The sequence below is a fragment of the Actinomadura xylanilytica genome, from assembly GCF_030283145.1.
Lineage (GTDB): Bacteria > Actinomycetota > Actinomycetes > Streptosporangiales > Streptosporangiaceae > Spirillospora > Spirillospora xylanilytica.
In genome coordinates this window covers 1,081,613-1,105,796 of record NZ_JASNWE010000003.1, presented here as the reverse complement: position 1 = coordinate 1,105,796, position 24,184 = coordinate 1,081,613, and the positions used below count along the sequence as shown (strand labels likewise).

Annotated in this window: 22 protein-coding genes; 16 read left to right on the top strand and 6 right to left on the bottom strand. The window is 72.8% G+C overall.

Going from position 1 to position 24,184, the window contains the following annotated elements; genetic code table 11:
- Window positions 1-40 precede the first annotated feature (40 nt).
- The 6 genes from QP090_RS22660 to QP090_RS22635 all read left to right on the top strand — a co-directional run bounded on the left by QP090_RS22660 (window position 41) and on the right by QP090_RS22635 (window position 8,812).
- Complete coding sequence (locus QP090_RS22660; RefSeq protein ID WP_285941135.1) at window positions 41-2,701, top strand: sensor histidine kinase; 2,661 nt, start codon at window positions 41-43, stop codon at window positions 2,699-2,701.
- Window positions 2,698-3,372, top strand: a complete 675-nt coding sequence (locus tag QP090_RS22655) for a response regulator (RefSeq protein WP_285941134.1) — start codon at window positions 2,698-2,700, stop codon at window positions 3,370-3,372. Before QP090_RS22660 ends, QP090_RS22655 begins: the two co-directional genes overlap by 4 nt.
- 91 nt (window positions 3,373-3,463) lie before the next feature.
- The gene (locus QP090_RS22650) at window positions 3,464-3,889 is read left to right on the top strand and encodes an OB-fold nucleic acid binding domain-containing protein (protein WP_432763068.1); all 426 of its coding nucleotides are present in this window, start codon (window positions 3,464-3,466) and stop codon (window positions 3,887-3,889) included.
- A gap of 72 nt (window positions 3,890-3,961) precedes the next feature.
- Entirely contained in the window at window positions 3,962-4,681 is a 720-nt protein-coding gene (locus QP090_RS22645; protein ID WP_285941133.1) for a DUF3159 domain-containing protein, read from the top strand.
- Between the two features lie 342 nt (window positions 4,682-5,023).
- Entirely contained in the window at window positions 5,024-7,369 is a 2,346-nt protein-coding gene (locus tag QP090_RS22640; RefSeq protein WP_285941132.1) for a serine/threonine-protein kinase, read from the top strand.
- 21 nt (window positions 7,370-7,390) lie between these two features.
- A complete protein-coding gene (locus QP090_RS22635) occupies window positions 7,391-8,812 on the top strand; it encodes a GlnX family signal transduction membrane protein (protein ID WP_285941131.1) in 1,422 nt (473 codons plus the stop codon).
- An 87-nt stretch (window positions 8,813-8,899) separates the two neighbouring features.
- Here the strand turns inward: QP090_RS22635 and QP090_RS22630 are convergent, their stop codons facing one another.
- Both QP090_RS22630 and QP090_RS22625 read right to left on the bottom strand, forming a co-directional pair.
- The gene (locus QP090_RS22630; RefSeq protein ID WP_285941130.1) at window positions 8,900-9,559 is read right to left on the bottom strand and encodes a potassium channel family protein; all 660 of its coding nucleotides are present in this window, start codon (window positions 9,557-9,559) and stop codon (window positions 8,900-8,902) included.
- Window positions 9,559-10,224, bottom strand: a complete 666-nt coding sequence (locus QP090_RS22625; RefSeq protein ID WP_285941129.1) for a potassium channel family protein — start codon at window positions 10,222-10,224, stop codon at window positions 9,559-9,561. Before QP090_RS22625 ends, QP090_RS22630 begins: the two co-directional genes overlap by 1 nt.
- A gap of 175 nt (window positions 10,225-10,399) precedes the next feature.
- Between QP090_RS22625 and QP090_RS22620 the strand changes: the two genes are divergently transcribed.
- The 6 genes from QP090_RS22620 to QP090_RS22595 all read left to right on the top strand — a co-directional run bounded on the left by QP090_RS22620 (window position 10,400) and on the right by QP090_RS22595 (window position 16,774).
- Window positions 10,400-12,451 (top strand): APC family permease, encoded by a 2,052-nt coding sequence (locus QP090_RS22620; RefSeq protein ID WP_285941128.1) that lies wholly within the window; start codon window positions 10,400-10,402, stop codon window positions 12,449-12,451.
- Window positions 12,441-13,787 (top strand): class I SAM-dependent RNA methyltransferase, encoded by a 1,347-nt coding sequence (locus QP090_RS22615; protein ID WP_285941127.1) that lies wholly within the window; start codon window positions 12,441-12,443, stop codon window positions 13,785-13,787. The genes QP090_RS22620 and QP090_RS22615 overlap by 11 nt, the downstream gene beginning before the upstream one ends.
- 308 nt (window positions 13,788-14,095) lie before the next feature.
- Window positions 14,096-15,100, top strand: a complete 1,005-nt coding sequence (locus QP090_RS22610; RefSeq protein WP_285941408.1) for an SRPBCC family protein — start codon at window positions 14,096-14,098, stop codon at window positions 15,098-15,100.
- 117 nt (window positions 15,101-15,217) lie between these two features.
- Window positions 15,218-16,342, top strand: a complete 1,125-nt coding sequence (locus tag QP090_RS22605; RefSeq protein ID WP_285941126.1) for a hypothetical protein — start codon at window positions 15,218-15,220, stop codon at window positions 16,340-16,342.
- A gap of 6 nt (window positions 16,343-16,348) precedes the next feature.
- On the top strand, window positions 16,349-16,627 hold the full coding sequence (locus tag QP090_RS22600) for a hypothetical protein (protein WP_285941125.1): 279 nt from the start codon (window positions 16,349-16,351) through the stop codon (window positions 16,625-16,627).
- A 9-nt stretch (window positions 16,628-16,636) separates the two neighbouring features.
- Window positions 16,637-16,774, top strand: a complete 138-nt coding sequence (locus QP090_RS22595) for a hypothetical protein (protein ID WP_285941124.1) — start codon at window positions 16,637-16,639, stop codon at window positions 16,772-16,774.
- Window positions 16,775-17,144: 370 nt separating this feature from the next.
- Here QP090_RS22595 and QP090_RS22590 read toward each other — a convergent pair whose 3' ends face one another.
- Window positions 17,145-17,597: a PaaI family thioesterase gene (locus QP090_RS22590; RefSeq protein WP_285941123.1), complete on the bottom strand. Its 453-nt coding sequence runs from the start codon at window positions 17,595-17,597 to the stop codon at window positions 17,145-17,147.
- Window positions 17,598-17,816: 219 nt separating this feature from the next.
- Here QP090_RS22590 and QP090_RS22585 point away from each other — a divergent pair, with 219 nt between their 5' ends.
- Window positions 17,817-18,794, top strand: a complete 978-nt coding sequence (locus QP090_RS22585; RefSeq protein ID WP_285941122.1) for an NAD-dependent epimerase/dehydratase family protein — start codon at window positions 17,817-17,819, stop codon at window positions 18,792-18,794.
- Here QP090_RS22585 and QP090_RS22580 read toward each other — a convergent pair.
- Window positions 18,784-19,095 carry a hypothetical protein gene (locus QP090_RS22580; protein WP_285941121.1) on the bottom strand — a complete coding sequence of 104 codons (312 nt, stop codon included), beginning with the start codon at window positions 19,093-19,095 and terminating at the stop codon, window positions 18,784-18,786. The genes QP090_RS22585 and QP090_RS22580 overlap by 11 nt on opposite strands.
- A 198-nt stretch (window positions 19,096-19,293) precedes the next feature.
- Here QP090_RS22580 and QP090_RS22575 point away from each other — a divergent pair, with 198 nt between their 5' ends.
- Both QP090_RS22575 and QP090_RS22570 read left to right on the top strand, forming a co-directional pair.
- Complete coding sequence (locus QP090_RS22575; protein ID WP_285941120.1) at window positions 19,294-19,680, top strand: helix-turn-helix domain-containing protein; 387 nt, start codon at window positions 19,294-19,296, stop codon at window positions 19,678-19,680.
- A 123-nt stretch (window positions 19,681-19,803) separates the two neighbouring features.
- A complete protein-coding gene (locus QP090_RS22570; RefSeq protein WP_285941119.1) occupies window positions 19,804-20,109 on the top strand; it encodes a hypothetical protein in 306 nt (101 codons plus the stop codon).
- Window positions 20,110-20,120: 11 nt separating this feature from the next.
- Here QP090_RS22570 and QP090_RS22565 read toward each other — a convergent pair whose 3' ends face one another.
- On the bottom strand, window positions 20,121-21,146 hold the full coding sequence (locus QP090_RS22565; RefSeq protein ID WP_285941118.1) for a glycoside hydrolase domain-containing protein: 1,026 nt from the start codon (window positions 21,144-21,146) through the stop codon (window positions 20,121-20,123).
- Between the two features lie 203 nt (window positions 21,147-21,349).
- Between QP090_RS22565 and QP090_RS22560 the strand changes: the two genes are divergently transcribed.
- Window positions 21,350-22,276 carry an LLM class F420-dependent oxidoreductase gene (locus tag QP090_RS22560; RefSeq protein WP_285941117.1) on the top strand — a complete coding sequence of 309 codons (927 nt, stop codon included), beginning with the start codon at window positions 21,350-21,352 and terminating at the stop codon, window positions 22,274-22,276.
- Window positions 22,277-22,385: 109 nt separating this feature from the next.
- Here QP090_RS22560 and QP090_RS22555 read toward each other — a convergent pair whose 3' ends face one another.
- A complete protein-coding gene (locus tag QP090_RS22555; RefSeq protein ID WP_285941116.1) occupies window positions 22,386-24,146 on the bottom strand; it encodes an MFS transporter in 1,761 nt (586 codons plus the stop codon).
- Window positions 24,147-24,184: the final 38 nt, after the last annotated feature.

Below are 24,184 nucleotides of genomic sequence, written 5' to 3'. Positions count from 1 at the left end.
CCCGCTTCCTACGGGCATCTCACTGCGAGGGGGGATCGGTGTGGGGGGACGCGGCACGCTGCGCATCTACCTGGGCGCGGCGCCCGGCGTGGGCAAGACCTTCGCGATGCTCGGCGAGGGGCACCGCCGGCTCTCGCGCGGCACCGACGTGGTCGTCGGCTTCGTCGAGACGCACGGCCGGCGCCGCACCGGCGAGCAGGTCGCGGGGCTGGAGGTCGTCCCCCGCCGGGAGGCGGCCTACCGCGGCGCGGCCTTCACCGAGCTGGACGTCGACGCGGTGATCGCCCGGCGCCCGGACGTGGCCCTGATCGACGAGCTCGCGCACACCAACGTGCCCGGCTCGCGCAACGCCAAGCGCTGGCAGGACATCGACGAGATCCTCGACGCCGGCATCGACGTGATCACCACCCTCAACGTCCAGCACCTCGACTCGCTCAACGACGTCGTCGAGCGCATCACCGGCGTCCCGCAGCGCGAGACCGTCCCCGACGAGGTCGCCCGCCGCGCCGAGCAGATCGAGCTGGTCGACATGGCCCCCGAGGCGCTGCGCCGGCGGATGGCGCACGGCAATGTCTACGCCCCCGAGAAGGTCGACGCCGCACTCGCCAACTACTTCCGCGTCGGCAACCTGACCGCGCTGCGCGAGCTGGCGCTGCTGTGGGTCGCCGACCGCGTCGACGAGGGGCTGGCCCGCTACCGCGACCAGCACGGCATCACCCGGCCCTGGGAGGCCCGCGAACGGATCGTGGTGGGGCTGACCGGCGGGCCCGAGGGCGACACCCTGATCCGCCGGGCGGCCCGGATCGCCGCCCGCGCCGGCCGCGCCGACCTGCTCGCGGTGCACGTCGGCGGCAGCGAGGGCCTGTCCGACTCGTCCTCGCCGGGCGCGCTGGCCCGCCAGCGCGAGCTGATCGAGGGCCTGGGCGGCAGCTACCACCAGGTGATCGGCGACGACGTCGCCACCGCGCTGCTGGAGTTCATGCGCGGCGTCAACGCCACCCAGGTCGTCCTCGGATCCAGCCGCCGCCGCGGCTGGCAGTTCGTCCTCGGGCCCGGCGTCGGCGCCACGGTGGCCCGCGAGTCCGGCGACATCGACGTGCACCTGGTCACCCACGAGCACGTCGGCCGGGGCCGGGGCCTCGGCCCGATCGCGGGCAGCCCGCTGAGCGTGCGGCGCCGCGCGTACGGGTGGGCGCTCGCGCTGCTCGGCCCGGGGCTGATCGCGGCCGTCATCACGCTCGGCGACCTGCGCCCGGGGCTGGACGCCGACGTGCTGCTCTTCCTGGCGATCACGGTCGGCGTCGCGCTGGTCGGCGGGCTGTGGCCCGCGCTGGCCGCCGCGGTGATCGGGTTCCTGCTGATCAACTGGTTCTTCACCCCGCCGGTGCACACCTTCACCGTGTCCGAGCCCGGGAACGTGCTGGCCCTGACGGTGTTCGTCGCGGTCGCGGTGGCGGTGTCGTCGGTGGTCGACCTGGCCGCCCGGCGCAGCCGCCAGGCGGCCCGCGCCAACGCCGAGGCCGAGACGCTCGGCCTGCTCGCCACCAGCGTGCTGCGCGGCGAGCAGGCGCTCCCGGCGCTGCTGGACCGGGTCCGGGAGACGTTCGGCGTGCGGTCGGTCGCGCTGCTGGAACGCGCGGGCGGCGGCTGGACCACCGTCGGGGCGACCGGGGCCCGCCCGGTCACCGACCCCGACCGCGCCGAGTCCACCGCGCAGGTGAGCGACGCCATGGTGCTCGCGCTGTGCGGACGGGTGCTGCCCGCGTCCGACCAGCGGGTCCTGTCGGCGTTCGCGTCCCAGGCCGAGGCGGTCCTCCAGTGGCGGCGGCTCGCCGAGGAGGCGGCGCGGGCCCGCCGGCTCGCCGAGGGCGACCGGATCCGCACCGCGCTGCTCGCCGCCGTCTCGCACGACCTGCGCACCCCGCTCGCCTCGATCAAGGCCGGGGTGAGCAGCCTGCGCGCGACCGACGTGGAATGGGGCCCGGCGGACGAGGCCGAGCTGCTGGCCTCCATCGAGGAGTCCGCCGACCGGCTCGACGGGCTGATCGGCAACCTGCTCGACCTGAGCCGGCTGGAGACCGGCGTGGTGACGCCGCTGATCGGCCCGGTCGCGCTGGACGAGGCGCTGCCCGCGGCGCTGCTCGGTGTGCCGCTGGACCGCGTCACGGTGGACGTCCCGGAGTCGCTGGTCCCGGTGCGGGCCGACCCCGGCCTGCTGGAGCGCGCCCTCGCCAACGTGATCGAGAACGCGGTCCGGCACAGCGGCGGCCCCGTCCTGGTCACCGCGAGCGAGCTGCGCGCGCCCGGCGAACCGGACCGGGTCGAGGTGCGCGTGGCCGACCGCGGCCCCGGCGTCCCCGACCGGGCGAAGGAGCACATCTTCGCGCCCTTCCAGCGGCTCGGCGACACCCCGAAGGGCACCGGCGTCGGGCTCGGCCTCGCCGTCGCCCGCGGCTTCGTCGAGGCGATGGGCGGCACGCTGCACCCCGAGGACACCCCGGGCGGCGGGCTGACCATGGTCTTCGGGCTCCCGCCGGCCGCCCCGGGCGGGCCGCCCGGCACGCCTCCCGGCGGGGCACCCGCGCAGGGCCGTCCGGACCCCATGGGCGATCATGGCGGTGACCTGGGCGGTGACCGGGGCGGCGGCCCCGCCGCGGGCCCGGGCCGCCGCGACGGCGAGGAGAAGGGGGAGACGGCGTGACGCGTGTCCTGGTGGTCGACGACGAGCCGCAGATCGTGCGGTCCCTGCGGATCAACCTGCGGGCCCGCGGCTACGAGGTCGACACGGCCCCCGACGGCCGGACCGCGCTCGAGCTGGCCGCGCGCCGCCATCCCGACGTGATCCTGCTCGACCTCGGGCTGCCCGATCTGGACGGCACCGAGGTGATCAGGGGGCTGCGCGGCTGGCTGAGCGCGCCGATCATCGTGCTGTCCGCCCGGCACTCCTCCGGCGAGAAGGTCGAGGCGCTCGACGCCGGCGCGGACGACTACGTGACCAAGCCGTTCGGCATGGACGAGCTGCTCGCCCGGCTGCGCGCCGCGGTGCGCCGAGCCGCCCCCGCCGAGGAGGCCGCGGTCGTCCGCACCGACGCGTTCACGGTCGACCTCGCGGCCAAGAAGGCCGTCCGGGACGGCGCGGACGTGCGGCTCACCCCGACCGAGTGGCACATCCTGGAGGTGCTGGTGCGCAACGCGGGACGGCTGGTCGGGCAGCGGCAGCTCCTGCGCGAGGTCTGGGGCCCCTCGTACGAGACCGAGACCAACTATCTGCGGGTCTACCTCGCGCAGCTACGGCGCAAGCTGGAGCCCGATCCCGCGCACCCCCGCCATCTGATCACCGAGCCGGGGATGGGCTACCGCTTCGAGGGATGATCCGGGCGGGATGTCGTCATTGGCGAGACCTGCACCCATTCGTCGCAAGCCGATGGTCCGTTTCACCCCGTGATGCCATACGCTTCCCAGCATGGAAGAGGTTTCGGCCGGCATCGCACCGGGGACCGGCGGCACTCCCGGGGGCGAGCGCGGACGCGGCGGGCTCCGGCGCTTTCTCCGGCGGATGGCCTCGTCCAAGGCCGAACTCGAGGCCGAGGAGCTCAAGAAGACCAGCGGCGACGAGGGCGCCACGCCCATTACCGCCTGCGCCACCCGCAAGCGGCACTGCGTAGCCGGTACGCTGCGTACTGTGACGTTGCGGCCGCGTGGCGGGGCACCGGCGCTGGAGGCCGAGCTGTACGACGGCACCGATGTGATCAACCTGGTCTGGCTCGGCCGCCGCAAGATCGCCGGGATCGACCCGGGCCGTCGGCTGCGCGCCGAGGGCCTGGTCAGCGTGCAGGACGGGCGCAAGGTCATGTTCAACCCCCGCTACGAGCTGCGCGGCACCTCGTGACCGCGCACCGGACCACGGCACGGGCCGGCCGGGCGCGGCGCGGGTGAACCGGAATCGAGCGGGGGGCACAGCGTGGGGGCGGATGTGACACCGGGCGCCGGGCCGACGGAGACGGACGAGTCCGCCGACGAGGTCGCGCACGACACCGTCGAGGCCGCGGTGCGGGCCCAGCTCTCCAAGGCGCTGGGCGGCGTCCGCGGCATGATCGAGGCGGCCGTCCCGACCATCGGCTTCACCGCGACCTACGTGGCCGCCAAGGACGTCAAGCTCGCGGTCGGCATCGGCGTGGGCGCCGCGGTCGTGCTGCTGGTGGTCCGGCTGGTGCAGCGCTCCAGCCCCCAGTTCGTGCTCAACAGCCTCGTCGGCATCGCGATCGCGGCGTTCTTCGCGCTGCGCTCGGGCAAGGCCGAGGACGCCTTCGTCCCGGGCATCCTGCTCAACGCCGCCTACGGCGCCGGGATGCTGCTGTCGATCGTGGTCCGCTGGCCGGTCGTCGGCTTCATCATCGGCTCGGTCACCGGCGACCCGACCGCCTGGCGGTCCGATCCCGGCATCGTCCGGCTGTGCTCCCGGCTGACCTGGCTGCTGCTGGTCCCGTGCGCGCTGCGGGTGCTGGTGCAGTACCCGATCTACCTCGCCGACGGCGACCAGAGCGGCCTGCTCGGCGCCGCCAAGATCGTGATGGGCTGGCCGCTCCAGGTGGCCGCCCTCGCCACGATGGCCTGGATCCTGGCCCGCGGCCGGACCCCGCTCCAGCAGGAGAAGGCGGAGAAGCCGGAGAAGCCGGAATAGCGTCCGGTCATCGGCAGGCCGTAAAGAAACCGTTCAATTCCGCCCGCACCTTCAACACGCGCCCGCGCTGTCACGCGTGCGGAGCCGTCCGCGTCCGGCCTGCCCGCCGTGCCGGGCCCCGCTGTGCCCGCCGTGCGGGCCTGGACGTGCCCGTACGTCCCTCCGAAGTGGTCTGACGCCGCCCATCGCGTATTGGTTCGGAATATCAATGGCCGTACGTGGTCGCCGTTGAATTCGCGAATTGAGTGGGTGTTTTCCGAAGGATCCGGATAAAGTGCTTTTAGGTGTGCCGGGAAGTCTGGTCGGCGATACGGGATAGCTCTGTCGCCTGGAGGCCGGCTGATGCGTTGCACCGCACCGAACTGCACCGGGGTCGTCGCGGACGGGTACTGCGATGTCTGCGGCCTGCTCGCCGCTTCCGCGGGGAGCCCCGCGCCCCTGGTCTCACCTTCGGCGGTCACCCGTCCGAACGAGGAGAACGCCCCGAGCCGTCCGAACGCCCCGAGCCGTCCGAACGCCCCGAGCCGTCCGAACGCCCCGAGCCGTCCGAACGCCCCGAGCTCTGAGAACGCCCCGAGCCCTGAGAACGCCTCCAGCCGTCCGAGCGGCCGCACGGATCCGTCCGCGCCCGGGGCGCCTGGCTCGGGCGGCGGGACCGGTACCGGACGGTATGGGCCCCCCGGGCCGTCCCGGCGCGGGCTGCTCGGGGCCGGCCTGGTCGACATGCCGGCGGTGCCGTACCTCGATCCGACCGAAGCGATCCTGGACGACCCGCAGGTTCCGGAGGCCAAGCGCTTCTGCGGCGGCTGCGAGAGCCCGGTCGGCCGCGGCAAGGACGGTACCCCGGGACGGACGGAGGGGTTCTGCCCCCGCTGCCGTACCCGGTTCGCCTTCCGTCCCAAGCTGGCCGCGGGCGACCGGGTGGGCGGCCAGTACGAGGTGCAGGGCTGCCTGGCGCACGGCGGCCTCGGCTGGATCTACCTGGCCAAGGACCGCAACGTGTCCGACCGGTGGGTGGTGCTCAAGGGCCTGCTCGACTCCGGGGACGCCGACGCGATGGCGGCGGCGGTGGCCGAGCGGCGGTTCCTGGCCGAGGTCGAGCACCCGAACATCGTCAAGATCTACAACTTCGTCCAGCACGACGGCGACGGCTACACCGTCATGGAGTACGTCGGAGGCCGCTCGCTCAAGCAGATCGTGCTCGAGCGGCGCGAGCGGACGGGGGAGTCGCTGCCGCTGCCGCAGGTCCTGGCCTACGGGCTGGAGGCGCTGCGGGCGCTCGGCCACCTGCACGAGCGGGGCCTGCTGTACTGCGACTTCAAGCCCGACAACGCGATCCAGACCGGGGAGCAGCTCCGGCTGATCGACCTCGGCGGGGTGCGGCACGCCGGCGACCCCGATGGCGCGATCTACGGCACCATCGGGTACCAGGCCCCCGAGATCGCCGACGAGGGCCCCTCACCGAGCTCGGACCTGTACACGGTGGCCCGGACGATGGCCGTGCTGAGCTTCGAGTTCACCGGGTTCACCGGGACGTTCCGGCACTCGCTGCCCGCCCCGGCGCGGGTGCCGCTGCTGGCGGAGTTCGAGTCGTTCGACCGGCTGCTGCGGCGGGCAACGCACGCCGAGCCCGCCGAGCGCTTCCAGACGGCCGCCGAGATGGCCGACCAGCTCATGGGGGTGCTGCGCGAGGTCCTCGCCGTGGAGGACGGGCGGGCGCGGCCGGGGGAGTCGGCCTGGTTCGGGCCCGAGCCGCGGATCACCGGGAATCCCGTCAGCAGGCCCGCGGACGCCGCGCGGCTGGCCGACCGGCTGCCGCTGCCGCTGGCCGACGACCAGGACCCGGCGGCCGGATACCTGGCGGGCCTGTCCGAGGCGACCCCCGCGGCGCTCCTCGCGGCGCTGGCCAAGCCGCGCGTGTCGTCGGTGGAGGTCGACCTGGCGCTCGTGCGCGCGCACATCGCGTTCGGGAACCGCAAGGACGCGCAGACGCTGCTGGCCGGGCTGGGCGACGACTGGCGGGCCGACTGGTACCGGGCGCTGCTCGCCCTGGCCGAGGGCGACGTCGAGAGGGCCGCGGACCTCTTCGGGGTGCTGCGCGACCGGCTGCCGGGGGAGGCCGCCCCCAAGCTCGCCCTCGGGCTGTGCGCCGAGGCCCGCGGTCTGCACGCGCAGGCCGAACGGTATCTGGAGGCGGTGTGGCGCACCGACCACTCCTACATCGGCGCGGCGTTCGCCCTGGCCCGGGTCCGGTCGGCGCGCGGGCACCGGGCGAGCGCGGTGCGCGCCCTGCGGTCGGTGCCCGCCACGTCGCGGCACCACACCGACGCCCAGGTGGCCGCGATCATCGCCGTCCTCAAGGCCCGGCGGCCGGACGGGCCGCGGCCCGAGGAGCTGATCGACTGCGGGACGCGGCTGGAGTCGCTGACCATCGCCGCCGACTGGCACGGGCGCCTCGCCGTCCTCCTCCTGGAGACCGCGCTCGACCTGCTGCTCTCCCCGTCCGGGACGGGCCCGGCGACGTTCCCGGACGGGGCGGCCGTGCTCGGGGTGCCGCTGACCGAACGGGATCTGCGGCGCGGCCTGGAACGCCTCTACCGCCGGCTGGGCCGGCTCGCCGAGACCAGGGCCGAGCGGGTGGCGCTGGCCGAGCGCGCCAACATCGTCCGGCCGACCACGCTGATCTGACCACGGAAGGGACGCCCGCCGATGACGATGATCGCTCAGGGGAGCGAGCTGGAGCTTCCGAGCCCGGTCCCGGCGGCGGCCCGGCGCCGCTCCTCGCCCCGCGACTGGAGCACCCCCACCTGGCTGCGGGGGCTGACCGCGGCGGTGCTGCTCCTGGCCGTCGCGCTCGGCGCGGCCGTCACCCTCGGGGCGGCCGACCTGCGCGGCGGCGTGCGGCTGATCGGCCGCGACACCGCGCCGCAGGTCACCGCCGCGGCCGATCTGAGCCTCCAGCTCACCGAGATGGACGCCCAGCTCGCGAACGTGGTGCTCGTCGGCAAGGAGGGGGCCGGGGACGGACGGAGCGCGTTCGTCCAGCGCTTCGATGCGGCCCGCCGGCGCGCGGCCGGCGACCTCCAGCAGGCCGCGGTCTCCCGCGATCCCGCCGTCCGCCGCGAGCTGGGCTCGACGCTGGAGGTGTTCGGCCGCTACCAGCAGGTCGCCGGGCAGGTCCTCTACGTCGACAAGGAGGCCGCCCACCCCGTCGCCGCCGCGCCGGAACAGGTGCTGCGGAAGTACCGCGAGGCGACCGACCTGCTCGAGGTGGAGGCCCTCCCGGCCGCCGACCGGCTCACGGGCGCCCACCGCGCCGTCCTGGACCGGGCCCGGCGGGGGCAGACCGGCGCCGCGATCGAGGCCAGGTCGCTGGTCCTCGTCCTCGGGACCGGGCTGGTCGCCGCCCTCGGCTGGCTCCAGCTGCTGCTCTACCGCAGGCACCACCGGCTGATCAACCCGGCCGTGCTGCTCGCCACCGTCGCGGCGCTCGCGCTGGTGGTGCCGGGCGCGCGGCTGTTCTGGTCAGAGGAGGCGCGGGCGCGGGACGGGGCGGCGCTCGACTCGGTGCTCGACCTGGCGCAGGCGCGGGCGATCAGCCGGGACGCCAACGCCGACGCGAGCCGCTTCATCGGCGACGAGTTCCGCCGGGACCAGTACCTTCAGTCGTTCTTCGCCAGATCCCAGATCCTGGTGGAGGTGCCCGGCGCGAAGCCCGACAGCTACGCCTCCGACCTCGCCACCTTGTACCAGTCGTACGGGATGTTCCTGGGCGTCCTCGGCACGACGCAGCTTCCGGACAAGGAGCCGCGTGCCGGGCAGACGCTCCCCAAGGTGCTCGCCTACCAGAAGTCCGTCGCGGCCATGCGCGTCATGGTGCGCAAGGGCCGGCTGGACAAGGCCGCCCAGGTCACCACCGGATACAAGCCGGTCGAGGCCAACTACGACTTCGAGCGGTACGACCGGCTGCTGGCGGGCTTCCAGGACGCCGACCGCCGCGCCTATGAACGCCACATGGCCGGCGGCTCGCGGACGCTGGGCGGCTGGACGGTGTTCCCGGGGGCGGCCGTCGTCGTCGTGTCCGCCCTGGTGATCATCGGTATCCGCCCCCGGCTGGCCGAGTTCCGCTGAAGCGCGTCGGGGCGCCGCGCGCCGTCCGTCCAGCGCCGTCCGTCCAGCGCGCGGCCGGACGGACGGCATCCGGCGCCGCGCCAGGGATCAGTGCCCGCCGAGGAGCTCGGCGAGCTCGTCCTCCACGTCCTGGACGGCCACGAACATCAGCTCGTCGCCGGGCTCCAGCGTGTCGTCGGGGGTCGGGACCAGGACCCGGCCCTCCCGCAGGATCGCCACCAGGGCGGTGTCGCGCGGCCACGCCACCGACCCGACCCGCTCGCCGCCGAGCGGCGCGTCCTCGGGCAGGGTCAGCTCGACGAGGTTGGCCTCGCCCTGCCGGAAGGTCATCAGCCGGACCAGATCGCCGACGCTCACCGCCTCCTCGACCAGCGCCGACAGCAGTCGCGGGGTGGACACCGCCACGTCCACGCCCCACGACTCGTTGAACAGCCACTCGTTCTTGGGGTGGTTGATCCGCGCCACCACCCGCGGCACCCCGTACTCGGTCTTGGCCAGCAGCGACACCACCAGGTTGACCTTGTCGTCGCCGGACGAGGCGACCACCACCTGGCAGCGCTCCAGGGCCGCGTCGTCGAGCGCCGCGATCTCGCAGGCGTCGGCCAGCAGCCACTCGGCCCGCGGCACCATCTCGACCTTGATGGCCTTGGGGCTCTTGTCGATCAGGAGCACCTCGTGCCCGTTCTCCAGCAGTTCCTGGGCGATGGACCGGCCCACCGCGCCGGCCCCGGCGATCGCGACCCGCATCAGGCGTCTCCCTCGTTCCGCGCGGCGACCGCGGCGTTGACCCGCTCGAGATCGTCGGCGCGGGCCATGATGTGCACGATGTCCCCGTCCTGGATCACCGAGCCGGGCTGCGGCACCAGCGCCTCGCCCATCCGGGACAGGAACGCGACCCGGGTCCCGGCGGCCTCCTCCAGCGCGGTGACCTTCTCGCCCACCCACCGCTGGCCGCCGTCGAGCTCGGCCAGCACCACCGCGCCGGTCGGGTCCCGCCACAGCGGCTCGGCGCCCTCGGGGAGCAGCCGGCGCAGGATCTGGTCGGCCGTCCAGCGGACCGTTGCGACCGTCGGGATGCCCAGCCGCTGGTAGACCTCCGCGCGGCGCGGATCGTAGATGCGGGCCACCACGTTGTCGACGCCGAACGTCTCGCGGGCGACCCGCGCCGAGATGATGTTGGAGTTGTCGCCGCTGCTCACCGCCACGAACGCGGACGCCTGCTCGATCCCGGCCTCGGCGATCACGTCCCGGTCGAACCCGAATCCGGTGATCCGCCGGCCGCGGAACCCGCTGCGCAGCCGGCGGAACGCCTCGGGGCTCTGGTCGATGATGGCGACCGAATGACCCTTGTCCTCAAGAATGTGGGCGAGCGTCGACCCGACGCGCCCGCACCCCATGATCACGATATGCACGGCGGTTCCTTCTTCGAATGATCCCTTGCCGGGCAGCAAAGCTACACATCAGCCCAGGCAAGTACTACCCAACCAGCATCGACCCAGCCGCGCGGACCGGTTCCCGGGGAGGGGAGCCGCGCCCCGCCCCGGCCGCGTCCGGGCACCGTCCGCCCCACGGGCTAGAGTCTCGTCCGTGTCAAAGGCTCCGGACCTTGTGAAGCGGGTGCTTCTGGGACGCGCTCTGCGCAGCGCCCAGCAGCACGAGCAGCTTCTCCCCAAGCGCATCGCGCTGCCCGTGTTCGCCAGCGACGCGCTGTCGTCGGTGGCGTACGCGCCCCAGGAGATCCTGCTGGCCCTCGGGGCCGGCGGGCTCGTCATGTACCAGTACACCCCGTGGGTGGCCGCGGCCGTCGTGGTGATCCTCCTCACCGTCGTCGCCTCCTACCGGCAGAACGTCCGGGCCTACCAGAGCGGCGGCGGCGACTTCGAGGTCGCCACCGAGAACCTCGGCTCCAACTGGGGCGTGCTCGTCGCCAGCGCGCTGCTGGTCGACTACGTCCTGACCGTCGCGGTGTCGGTCTCGTCCGGCGTCGAGAACATCGGCGCCCTGCTGAAGTTCCTCCAGCCGCACGAGGTCGCGGTCGCGCTGGTGATCCTGGTGCTGCTGACCCTCGGCAACCTGCGCGGGCTCAAGGAGGCCGGGGTCGCCTTCGCCATCCCGACCTACCTGTTCATGTTCGCGATCGGCAGCATGCTGCTGTGGGGCGTGCTGCGGCTGCTCACCGGGGCCGAGCTCCAGGCCGAGACCGCCGACTTCGAGATCCGCGGCGAGGAGATGGGCGTCGGCGGGTTCGCGCTGGTGTTCCTGCTGCTGCGCGCCTTCTCGTCCGGCTGTGCCGCGCTCACCGGGGTCGAGGCGATCAGCAACGGGGTGCCGGCGTTCAAGAAGCCCAAGGGCGAGAACGCGGCCCGCACCCTGCTGGCGCTCGGCGTGGTGGCGATGACGATGTTCGGCGGCGTCACCGCGTTCGCCTTCATCACCGACGCCAAGTTCGCCGAGCCCGACCAGGGCAGCCACCTGGTCGACCCGTCCACCGGCCGCGAGGTCGTCGACTCCGACCCGGTCATCGCGCAGGTCGCGCACACCGTGTTCAGCAACTTCACCCCCGGGTTCGCGCTGGTCGCGGTGATGACCGCGCTGATCCTCTTCCTGGCCGCCAACACCGCCTTCAACGGCTTCCCGGTGCTCGGCTCGGTGCTCGCGCAGAACCGCTACCTGCCCCGCCAGCTCCACACCCGCGGCGACCGGCTGGCCTTCAGCAACGGCATCATCATCCTGGCCACCATGGCGGGGCTGCTGATCTACGCCTACGACGCGTCGGTCAGCCGGCTGATCCCGCTCTACACCGTCGGCGTGTTCGTCTCGTTCACCGTCAGCCAGGTCGGCATGGTCCGGCACTGGAACCGGCTGCTCGCCACCGAGGACGACCCGGCGCAGCGCCGCCGGATGCGCACCTCCCGGGGCATCAACGCGTTCGGCGCGATGCTGACCGGCGTGGTGCTGGTCGTGGTGCTGATCACCAAGTTCGCGCTCGGCGCCTACATCGTGTGCATCGCGATGCCGCTGCTGTTCCTGCTGATGAAGGCGATCCGGCGGCACTACGACCGGGTGGCGGACGAGCTGGTGCCGACCGGCGAGGACGTCCAGCTGCCCGCCCGCAACCACGCGATCGTGCTCGTCTCCAAGATCCACAAGCCGACGCTGCGCGCGCTGGCCTACGCCCGCGCCACCCGCCCGTCCACCCTGGAGGCGGTCAGCGTCGCGGTGGACGCCGAGGAGTCCCAGCGCCTCCAGGGCGAATGGGACGCCCTCGACGTGCCCGTCCCGCTCAAGATCCTCGACTCGCCGTACCGGGAGATCACCCGGCCCGTCCTGGAGTACGTCAAGAGCGTGCGCCGCCGCAGCCCCCGCGACGTGGTCACCGTGTTCATCCCCGAGTACGTCGTCGGGCACTGGTGGGAGCACCTCCTGCACAACCAGAGCGCCCTGCGGCTCAAGGGCCGGCTGCTGTTCCAACCCGGCGTCATGGTGACCAGCGTCGCCTGGCAGCTCCACTCGTCCGACCGGCTCAAGGGCCGGGTGGAGCCGCCCGGCCCCGGTGCGTCCCGCCGCCCGCCCCGGCACGGCCCCGACCGGGACGATGCACCCGCCGGTGGCGGTAGTGTTTCGGAACGTGACAGCTGATCTCGGACTCGACGACCTTCTCGAACTGGAGGTCGGCAACGTCGCCAACGGCGGATTCTGCGTGGCCAGGCATGAGGGCCGGGTGGTCTTCGTCCGGCACGCGCTCCCCGGCGAGCGGGTCCGCGCCCGCGTCACCGACGTGACCAAGAGCTTCCTGCGGGCCGACGCCGAGGAGATCCTCCAGGCGTCTCCCGACCGCGTCGTTCCGCCCTGCCCGTTCGCGGGCCCCGGCCGCTGCGGCGGCTGCGACTGGCAGCACGCGTCCCTGCCCGCCCAGCGGGCGCTCAAGGCCGCCGTGATCGAGGAGCAGCTCCAGCGCCTGGCGGGCATCACCCGCGAGGTCGTCGTCGAGGAGGTGCCCTACCCGGCCTCCGACGAGTTCACCCCCGGCCCCGGCCTCGGCTGGCGCACCCGCGTCCAGTTCGCCGTCGAGGACGGCACCGTCGGCCTCCGCCGGCACCGCTCGCACGACCTCGAGCCCGTCGACGAGTGCCTCATCGCCCACCCCGGCGTCGAGGCGATGGGCATCGAGCACAAGCGCTGGCCCGGCGCGTCCGGCGTCGAGGGCGTCGTGTCCGCCGCCACCGGCGACCGCCTGGTGGTCCTCCGCGGCCGGGACCGCCGCAAGATCCGGGTGCCTCACCTCGACGTGCCCGTCCGCCTCGTCCGCGGCAAGCCCGAGCCCGGGGCCAACCTCCCCTACGTCCGCGAGGAGGTCTCCGGCCGGCTGTTCCAGGTCAGCGGCAGCGGCTTCTGGCAGGTCCACCCCGGCGCCGCCCAGCTCCTCGCCGACGCCGTCCTCCAGGCGCTCGAGCCCAAGCCCGGCGACATCGCCCTCGACCTGTACTGCGGCGTCGGCCTGTTCGCCGGCGTGCTGGCCGACCGCATCGGCCCCGACGGCCTCGTCGTCGGCGTCGAGTCCGACGGCCAGGCCGTCCGCGACGCCAAGTTCAACCTGCGCGACCTGCCCCACGTCGCGATCGAGCGCGGCCCGGTCGAGCAGGTCGTCGCCGACCTGGAGTTCGGCCGCGCCGACGGCTCCGGGCGCTCGCAGAACAAGCGCGGCGGCACCGGCCACCAGGGCGGCGCCCGCGTCCGCCGCGCCGACGTGGTCGTCCTCGACCCGCCCCGTACCGGTGCCGGCCGCGGCGTCGTCGACCAGATCACCCGCATCGCCGGCCGCAAGATCGCCTACGTCTCCTGCGACCCCGCCACCCTCGCCCGCGACCTGGCCTACTTCAGCGAGCGCGGCTGGACCCTGGAGTCCCTCCGCGCCTTCGACGCCTTCCCGATGACCCAGCACGTAGAGGTCCTGGCCACCCTGGTCAGAGGCTAGACCCGCCGCCTGCCCCGACCGTTCGAGGCAGTCCTCACGTCACCCTGCGCCTCGGTATTTCAAGATCACCGCACATGAGGTGCGCACGAAACCGGCACTGAACCGGCCTCAGCGACCCTGGCCAGTCGTCCGCGCTACCGGCACCTATTTACCATTTTCAATCTCTATAGGCGTTTTGTCCCCTGAGTTCCGGTCATGCCAAGAGAAACACCGGGCACGGGGGACGCGCTGAAGTGTGGCACCGGGCCGGATGACGTCAGCACTGCCGCTTTACAGGGCGGCTGTGCCTTCGGCGAGGCGAAGTGGTGATGATGACTGATATCGACGACAAGCCGCGGACTCCGACCGACCTTCCCATCGACCAGCTCAAGGAGGCCGGTCAGGACGTCGTGCAGGCGCTGATGGTCAAGGCGCTTCAGTCCGCCACCGGCAAGGTCCAGGGCCTGACCGAGCGGCTCACGGACAGTAACGGTGACAGCGGCACCGGCACGAAGGCGGCCGTCAGCGGGGCCAAGGAGCTCGCCAAGGGCAAGTCGCCCCTCAAGGCCGGTCTCCACGCCGGGATGACCGGCGCGAAGGACAAGGCCAAGGGAGCGCTGAGCCCGGGTGGCGACAAGGGGGGCGGTGGTGGCAACACCGGCTCCAGCAACGCCAAGGTCATCAACATCGTCGAGGAGTTCGACGTGGGGCTCCCGCTCCGCGTGACCTACGACCAGTGGACCCGGTTCGCCGACTATCCGAAGTTCACCAGCAAGGTGGAGACCGTCGAGCAGGAGTCGGACGAGAAGCTCACCTGGCGGGCCCGGATCTTCATGTCGCACCGGAGCTGGCAGGCCACGATCGTGGAGCAGGTCCCCGACGACCGGATCGTCTGGAAGTCGGAGGGCGACAAGGGGTACGTCGACGGCGCGGTCACCTTTCACGAGATCGCCCCCACCCTGACGCGGGTGCTGCTGGTGGCCGAGTACCACCCGGACGGCTTCGTTGAGAAGACCGCGAACCTCTGGCGCGCCCAGGGACGCCGGCTCCGGCTGGACTTCAAGCACATCAAGCGGCACATGATGACCCAGGCGATCCTGGAGCAGGGCGAAACCGAGGGCTGGCGCGGCGAGATCCGCGACAGCGAGGTCGTCAAGACGCACGACGACGCGGTCAAGGAGGAAGAGGAGAAGAAGAAGGCGGACGAGGGCTCCGATTCCAAGGATCGCGCGGAGGACGGCCCGAAGGACCGCGCGGAGAGCGAGGGTCGTGCGGGGGATGGACCGGAGGATCGTTCGCAGGACGGCGACAGCGGGAAGCCCGACGCGGACTAGCCGTTCCATCAGTCGACTGACCTGGACGTTTTTCCCTATGGGGACAGGGGTAGCGGCCTGGGAGAGCGTGCGAAGCGCATCGTCGCGATCGAGGTCAGCGCCAGCGCAGGGGGAGCCATGGACGAGAACGGGTCTGAGAGGACCGCCCGATACAACGGAGATGTACGCGCGGTGGACACACCCGCGCAGACCATCGCGGCGGAAGAAAGGCCGACGGCCGGCGAGGGGCCGGACGTCCACCTCAACGTTCCGCTGCTGAAGGTCGACGAGATCTCCCTGGAGGTCGAGAATTTGGACGCGCATGTGGCGCTCGGCGCCAGGGTGCTCGACATGCTCAAGCTGAACGTCGGCGCGGACGTGTACCTCGGCAAGGTGAACCTCCAGATCAAGGGCGTCGAGGCGCAGGCGCTTCTCCAGGTCCGCCTCGACAACGTGGCGGTCATCGTCGACCGGGTACTGACCACGCTCGACCGAAACCCCGAGATCCTCCAGCACATCGGCCGCGGCGTGGAGGAGGCGGCCCACGGCGCGGGCAAGGCGGTCAGCGAGGTCGGCAGGGGCGCCGGCGGAGCCGTCGAGGACGTCGGCCGGGGCGCGGGGCATGCCGTCGAGGACGTCGGGGAAGGTGCCGGCGGAGCCGTCCAGCAGATCGGTGAGGGTGCCGGCGGCGCGGTCGAGGATGTTGGTAAGGGTGCCGGCGGCGCGGTCGAGGATGTTGGTAAGGGTGCCGGCGGCGCGGTCCAGGACGTTGGTAAGGGCGCTGGGCAGGCTGCCGGAAGCGTCGGCGAGGGTGCTGGGCAGGCAGTCGGGGCGGCCGGGGAGGGTGCTGGGCAGGCCGCTGGGAGCGTCGGGGAGCAAGCCGGGCAAGTCGCAGGGAATGGCGGCTCCCTTGTCAGCGGCGCCACCGAGAAGGCGGGCAAGGCAGTCGATGGTGCCGCGCCGGAGGTAGATCGCGTCGCAGATGGTGCCGGGGAGACGGTCGACAAGACCGCAGGCGGGGCTAAGGGCGAGCCTGCCGAGGCCACGGAGCGGCAGGATTCCGACAAGCCGGAGTCCGGCAAGCAGGGCTCCGACGAGGCCGGAGATGACGGGGAGCCGGATCAGAGGAGCGAGGGCTCACCTTCGAATGAAGAGGGGGAGCATGAGAGCAGCACGATCCAGGGCGCCCTCCGCGAGACCGAGGATTCCCTTCGCGACCTGATGCGGGCGTTGTTGCAGGCTACGTCCCGGCCGGGAAAGTAGGCGATCATGAGCGGAAAGCGCCCGGGGCCGGAGCTCCGGCGGTCGGCCGAGATTCTTTTCGAGGCGACGATCAAGGCCGACGAACTCCGGTTCGACGAGACTCCCGAGAACGCCGTCGAGTTCACCGGGGACGCCGACGGCGAGTCGTCGTCCGGCAGCGTGAGAGAGGGGCTGCCGGACAATGTGAGGAAGGACGTCACCTACCGGGACGTGAGGATCGACTACGCGATCGCCGCGAAACTGAGGCCCGGTCCAGACGGCCCAGGTGACGGGGAGACCTCATGATCGGGGGCTGTGGCCACCGGCGACGACGAGTCCGGGCCCGCTGACTCCGCGACGGGATCCCTGCCCGTGCACGGAGCCCGCGCCACCGTCGCCCCGGACGGCGTGATCCACCTGCGTAGAGGGTCCTGGACGGCCACCCTCGCCTGATCCGCCACGGCCCTGGGAGCCCATGCTCGCCTCCGGGGCCGTGGCGTCGGCCAAGACCGCGAGGCGGCGCGCGAGCCGGGCGAGAGGGCCATGCCTTGAGTGTGGACAGTGCGGGAAATGCCTGGTCACAGAGGGACGTCACCGTGGCGGGCAGTGCCACGTACCCCAATCGTGACTCAATGTACCTGTCCTATCACTCTCCGAAATCATCTGGAGGAGACATGTCCGAGTCCTTCGAGCCCGGGCCTGACCGATCGGCGAACATCGCGGGCCGCCCCCGGCCTACTAGACCGGGGCGGCCCGCCCCCGTTGTCGGGCCCGAACGGCCGGCGTGGACGGTGGTTCGGACGGTGCGCAGCAAGGGCCCTGCTCAAGAGAGGGGCGGCCGGTTCTGGGGGACGGTCTGGATCCGGGCGGTGGCGGTCGCGACGGCTACCGGACGGTCGTCTTGGCCGATCAGTTCGCCGGAGAGGAAGCAGATCTCCCTGCCGCGCTGCACGATCCGTCCGCGGCCCAGGAGCCGTCCGGGGCGGGCGGGGCGAAGGTACTGCACGTGGAGATCGAGAGTGGGCGCGAACCGGTCTTCCGGCAACGTCGCGACGAGGGCGGGGCCCAAGGTGTCGTCGAGCATCGCGGCCAGGAACCCTCCCTGGATCGCGCCGACGGGGTTCGCGAACTGCCCGCTCGCCTGGAAGGCCACCTCGATCGTCCCCTGCTCGGGGTCCACCGCGACCAGCTCCCAGCCGAGGAGCTTCGCTGCGGGTGGAGGGGGGACCCGTCCTGCCTGCACGTCCCAGAAGAGTCCGCGCCGTTGCGTTTCCATGGGCCAATTGAACAGGTCGCCACTGACAGTCACACGGACGCCTGTCGTGGCTGAAGGGTGACAGCCGCCTACTTGTGCGGACGTCCCCGGCATTTTGCCGGACGGGTCGCGGGTGCGGTGGCCGCTCGGAGTTGTTCGTGGGCCGGATTCCGCCTGGCTCGGCGATGCTGAGCGGGGGCGGTTGTTCAGGGTGGCGGGGTGGTGGGCAGGGTGTCTTTTATGAGGCTTCTGGTGTTGGGCGGGACGGAATTCGTCGGGCGGGCCGTGACCGAGGAGGCGGTGGCACGGGGGTGGGACGTGACCGTGTTCAACCGTGGACGCCACGCGGTGCCCGACGGGGTCGTCGCGCTCAGGGGGGACCGCACCCGCGCGGACGGCCTGGCGGCGCTCGAACTGGGCGTGTGGGACGTCGTCGTCGACACGTGGTCCGGCGCGCCCTGGGCCGTGCGCGAGTCGGCCGAGCGGCTGAGCGCGCGGGCCGGCCGGTACGTCTACATCTCCAGCCGGTCGGTGTACGAGGCGCCCGCCCCGCGGGGGCTCGCCGAGGACGGGCCCGTGGTGGGCGGGTCGCCCGACGCCCGCGACGCCGAGTACGCCGAGGCGAAGCGCGGGGGAGAGCTCGCGGCGCTGGCCGCGTTCGGGGAGCGGGCGCTGCTGGCCCGCGCCGGGCTGATCCTCGGCCCGTACGAGAACATCGGGCGGCTGCCCTGGTGGCTGTCGCGGATCGCGCGGGGCGGGACGGTGCTGGCGCCCGGGCCCGAGGATCTGCCGTTGCAGTACATCGATGCGCGCGACCTGGCCCGCTGGGTGCTGGACGCGGAGGGGCTGGGCGGCCCGTTCAACGTGGTGAGCCCGCCCGGCCACGCGACGATGGGCCGGCTGCTGGAGGCGTGCGTGGACGTCACCGGCGTCGATGCCGAGCTGCGCTGGACGGCCCCGGAGACCCTTCTCGCGGCGGGCATCGAGCCATGGACCGAGCTTCCGATCTGGCTGCCGCCGGGGGAGCTCTATGACACGCTCCACCAGGGGGACGCGTCGAAGGCGCAGGCCCACGGGCTGCGGTGCCGTCCGGTCGAGGAGACCGTCGCCGACACCTGGGCCTGGCTGCGCAGCCTGGACGGGCAGGTGCCGCATCGCGCCGACCGCGAGGTGGTCGGGCTCGCCCCGGACCGGGAGGCCGCGGTGCTCAGCGGCTGAGGAGCGTGGTCAGCAGGCCGATCGCCACGGAGGCGGTGGCCGCCAGCAGCGAGAGCAGCGCCACGGTGTGCCGGAAGCGGTTGTCGAGCTGGCCGCGGGTGACCTGGTCGCGTTCGGCGGCGCCGACGCGATCCTCCAGCTCGCCGATCTCGCGGGCCTGGTCGGCGACCTGGCGTTCGTGGAGCTCGTCGCGCTGGCCGAGCAGCGCGATCCGGCCTTCGAGGCCCGCGAGCCTGACCTCGATGCCGCGGCGCAGTTCCGCCAGCGCCAGCTCCAGGGTGATCGGTCCTTTCTCGGTCACGGTTACCCGCCCCTTCGTGTACGCCGGGGCTGCGCCGGGGGACCTGGGAGGAGGCCCGTATCGGCGGACCCACCGGCCACGATAGGAACCTATCAGTAATATTTCAAGGCAAATCGGTAAGTAACGGAAAGTGATGCGTAGGAAATATTCTACTGAGGGTTACTGGATGTTCCTTAATGTTTCCGCCATGCTGGGGGCATGGCTGGAGAGCTGGACCGGGAACGGATCGCCAAGTACGTGGTCGCCCGGCGCGGGTCGCTCGGCCTGACCCAGGAGCAGCTCGCCGAGCGGGCCGGGGTCACGGTCAAGACGATCTACAACCTGGAGGCCGGGGAGCGCTGGCCCCAGGCGCGCACCCGCAGCGCCATCGAGGACGCGTTGCAGTGGCGGCCCGGGGACCTGGTCCGGATCGGCGAGGGCGGGGAGCCGGCCGGGGCGTCCCCGCGGCCCGGTATGGACGTGGTGCTCAAGGAGCTGGACGAGCTCAACGCCTACTTCGCCGACCTGCGCGCCGACCCGGGCGACAAGCGGCGGATGGCGCTGGCCTTCCTGCGCGCGCTGTACGGGGAGCCCGACGGGCGGTGACGTTCTCCGGAGTCTGAAATCATTCAGGATCTGACCGGTTGTTACGGCTACTGACAAGCGGGAACACTGGAGGTGCCGATCCCGGTCAGGAGCCCCCGCTCCATGGGCGAAGGAGTGTCACCGATGCGCGGACGCGCCCATCCTCGTCGGGGGCCCGGCGCCGCGGCGGCCGGCGTGGCCGGCGTCTCCGGCGCCGTGCTCGGCGTGATCGCGATCGCGCTCGCCATCGCCCCGGGCCGTCCCGATCCGCTGGTGCTCGTCGGCGCCGGGCTGGCGCTGGCCGTCGCCGGCCTCACGCTCGCCGTGCTGCGGCTCTCCCGCGAGCTGCGCCTCCAGCGGCGGTACCTGTTCAGGCAGATCGAGACGCAGACCCGCGTCCTGCACAACGCCGCCCGCCTCGCCGCGGAGCGGCAGGACGAGCGGCGCTAGCGCGGGCGCGGCTACTTCCAGAACAGCACCTTCGCGGAGCCGCCGGTCATCGAGGCCGCGCCGGTGCCGTGCTGGACGAGCTGGATCCGGACCCGGTGGTCCTGGCCGACGTTGTCGGCGGCCACCCCGTACACCAGGTTGGTCTCGTCGCCGACCGAGGCGAAGTCCTGGACCGGGCCGCCCTCGTACTCGGTGGTGTCGGCCGCGTCCACCTCGATCGCCCGCGCCTGGATGAGGGTGCCGGCGGGGACGCCGCTGACCGTGACCGCCGCGGTGAGCGTGTAGCGGGCCGGGCCGGTGAGCAGGCTCGGGCCGCCGTCGTCGCGGTGCTGGCCGCGGGAGTCGGCGTACTCGGTGTCCCAGTTGACGGTGGTCCACTTGCCGGGGGCGAGCGGCTGCGCGGCGGTGGCGCCGACGGACACGTAATCGGGCATGTCGTCCTCTCCGGGTGAGACACCGACGCGCCACTGCCCGTAGTCGTCCTTGACGGCGTGGTTGTAGTCGACGCCCACTCCGTTGATCGTGTGATCGTTGGAGTACTGCTGGAGCTGCGCGCGGGAGTCCCACTTGCCGCCGGACCAGGCGTACGTCTGCCAGCCATAGGTGATCTTGCCGGCGTCGAACGCGCGCTTGGTGGGCCCGTATCCCGCGTAGACCCCCACCCGGCCGCGGCCGATGACGGAGGCGGCGCCGTCGAGGTAGGCGTTGATCGCCGACTGCTGGGCGGCGGAGGCGTCGAAGTCGACGGCGAAGTAGATCGGCCGGTCGCCGGGCATGCCGAGCGCGGTCGCCTGGGCGGCGGCGTCCCGGGCGTCGGCCTGGCCGGCCGCGCGCCCGTCCAGCGCGCGGTTCGCCGAGGTCTCCCAGACGACCACCAGCCACAGGCCGGCCGCCGACAGCTCGTTCGCCTCGGCCTGGGTGAGGTTCTTCCCGGTGGTGTCGTGCGAGAGGTAGCGGCACGCGAACTTCGCGCCGGCCTTTTTCAGCGCGGCCGCGCCGGGGCGCCCCCACGCGTAGTCGACGCCGAAGACAGCCATGGTCAACTCCATGGGTCGGGAGCAGGTTCGCGACGATTCAACCCGAGTGCCCGTCCGGACGCAGGCGAATCCGCAGGTTCCAGGCCGGACGGCACCGAAAGGCTGGCTTTGCGGCCAGGTCGGACAGGCGGATCGGCCCCTTCCGGATTCCGGATTCCGGACCCGGCGCGCTCACGGCGCCCCGCGGGGACGAGGATGGGGGCATGCGTCTTCGGATCTTCACCGAGCCCCAGCAAGGGGCCAGCTACGAGACATTGCTGTCGGTCGCCAAGGCCACGGAGGACCTCGGGTTCGACGCCTTTTTCCGCTCCGACCACTATCTGAAGATGGGCGATGTGCCGGGCCTGCCGGGCCCGACCGACGCCTGGATCACCCTGGGTGCGCTGGCCCGGGAGACCAGCCGGATCCGGCTCGGCACGCTGGTGACCGCGGCCACCTTCCGGCTGCCCGGCCCGCTGGCCGTCGCGGTCGCCCAGGTCGACCGGATGAGCGCCGGGCGGGTCGACTTCGGGATCGGCACCGGCTGGTTCGAGGAGGAGCACACCGCCTACGGCATCCCGTTCCCCAGCCTGAACGAGCGGTTCGAGCGGCTGGAGGAGCAGCTCGAAGTGATCACCGGGCTGTGGCGCACGCCGGACGGCGAGACCTTCTCCTTCGACGGCGAGCACTACCGGCTCGCGGACTCGCCCGCCCTGACCAAGCCCGCGCGTCCCGACGGCCCGCCGGTGCTGATCGGCGGGGTCGGCGCCAAGCGGACGCCGCGGCTGGCCGCCCGCTACGCCGACGAGTACAACGTGCCGTTCACGATGCCGGACGACACCGGCGCCGCGTTCGACCGCGTCCGCGCGGCCTGCCGGGACGCCGGCCGCACCCGCCCGATGGTCTACTCCGCCGCGCAGGTGGTGTGCTGCGGGCGGGACGAGGCCGAGATCAAGCGCCGCGCCGACGTGATCGGCCGCGATGTGGACGAGCTGCGGGAGAGCGGCCTGGCCGGCACGCCCGCCGAGCTGGTCGACAAGATCGGCCGCTTCGCGGAGCTGGGCGCCGAGTGCCTCTACCTCCAGGTCCTCGACCTCGACGACCTCGGCCACCTGGAGCTGCTCGCCATCGAGGTGCTGAGCAAGCTCTGACCGCCGGCGGCGTCTGACGGCCGACGGCGCTGGACGGCGGCCTGAGGGCCGTCCCGGCGGCGGCCCGTGACGGGGGTTCGGTCACGGGCCGCCGTGTTTCGCCGGGGGGTCACGCGGTGGCGGGGACGGCTCCCGTCCCGGTCTCGGGCTCCGGGGCGTCCTCCTCGGGGCGGGCGTGCATCGGCAGCAGGAAGACCATCACGAAGGTGAGGCCGAGCAGGCCGACCTCGACCCACAGCGTGACCTTCATGGCGCCGTCGAAGCCGGTCTTGGCCGAGTGCCCGGCGGCGGCGCCGACGGCCCGCTGGACGGCGGGCGCCGACTCCGGGACGGTGGCGACGGCCGCCGCGACGTCCCGCTGGAGCCGGGCGCAGGACGCGGGGACCGCGGCCGGGTCCTTGGCGGTCGCGCGGTCGTCGCCGCAGGCGCGCAGCCCGGCCACGATCGGGTCCTGCCGGGCGGCCGGGACCGAGGCGGCGGTGAGCTGTGCGCGCAGTCCGGGCGCGTCGTGGTCGACGGCGCCGGTCACGTGCCCGCCGAGGATGCCGAAGAAGACGGTGCCGAGGACGGCCGCGCCGAGGGCGCTGCCGAGCTGCTGGACCGCGGTGAGCGTGCCCCCGGCCGAGCCGGTCTCCTCGGGCTCGACGCCCCCCAGGACGGTGTCGAAGAACGGCGCCATCATCATGCCCATGCCGAGCCCAGTGACGATCAGCGCCGGGGTGAACTGCCAGGGCGTCACGTCCAGGCCGGCCAGGTGGAGGGTCGCGACCATCCCGGCGACGCCCGCCGCCATGGCCGCGGTGCCGATGTGGATCACCGTCCGGCCGAGGCGCTGCACGGCCTGCGCGGCCCCGAAGCCGACCATGATCCCGACCGACCAGGGGATCTGCGACAGCCCGGCCTTCAGCGGGGAGTAGCCGAGGCCCATCTGGAGGTAGAGCGAGAAGACCAGGCCGAATCCCGCCACGCCGGAGAAGAAGACCAGCCCGACGGCCAGGCCGCCGGTGAAGCCGCGCTTGCGGAACAGGCTCGGCACGATCAGCGGGTCGCCGCCCGCGCGCTGCTTGCGGACCTCGTACCAGGCGAACACGGCGAAGACCGCGACCGAGGCGGCCATCATCAGGAACGTCCACGCGGGCCAGTCCAGCTCGCGGCCCTGGACCAGTGGGAAGACCAGCAGCCCGGCGCCGGTGGAGGCCAGCGCCGCGCCGGTGAGGTCGAGCCGGGTGGCCTGCTTGGACCGGCCCGCGGGCAGGTAGCGCAGGCCGGCCAGCACGGCGGCCAGGCCCACCGGCAGGTTGATCAGGAAGATCATCCGCCAGCCGGTGCCGAACAGGTCGGCGTCCACCAGCCAGCCGGCCAGCACCGGGCCGCCGACCGAGGACAGCCCCATGATCGGCCCGAACAGGCCGAACGCGGCGGCCATCTGCTTCGGGGTGAACATCTGCTTGATCATCCCGATCCCCTGCGGCAGCATCAGCGCGCCGAACGCGCCCTGGAGCAGCCGGGCGCCGATCAGCGTCCCCGGGCTGACCGCGATCCCGCACAGCAGCGAGGCGACGGTGAACCCGCCGGCGCCGATGAGGAACATCCGGCGGCGGCCGTAGAGGTCGCCGAGCCGGCCGCCGGTGATCAGCCCGACCGCCATGGCCAGGGTGTAGCCGGCGGCGAGCCACTGCATGGTGCTGGCCGAGCCGCCGAGCTCGGCGCGGATGGTGGGCGCGGCGATGTTGGTGATCAGCACGTCGAGCATGTCCATCACCTCGCCGGCGAGGATCACCAGCAGGGCGGCCCAGCGCCACCGGTAGCCGCCGGTGGCGGCGTCGGGACGGTCCTCCTCCGCCCTGCCGGTCTCGATGGTCTCGGTCATGAGGGTCCTCCGTTGTTGGAACAGGGTTCGTTATGACG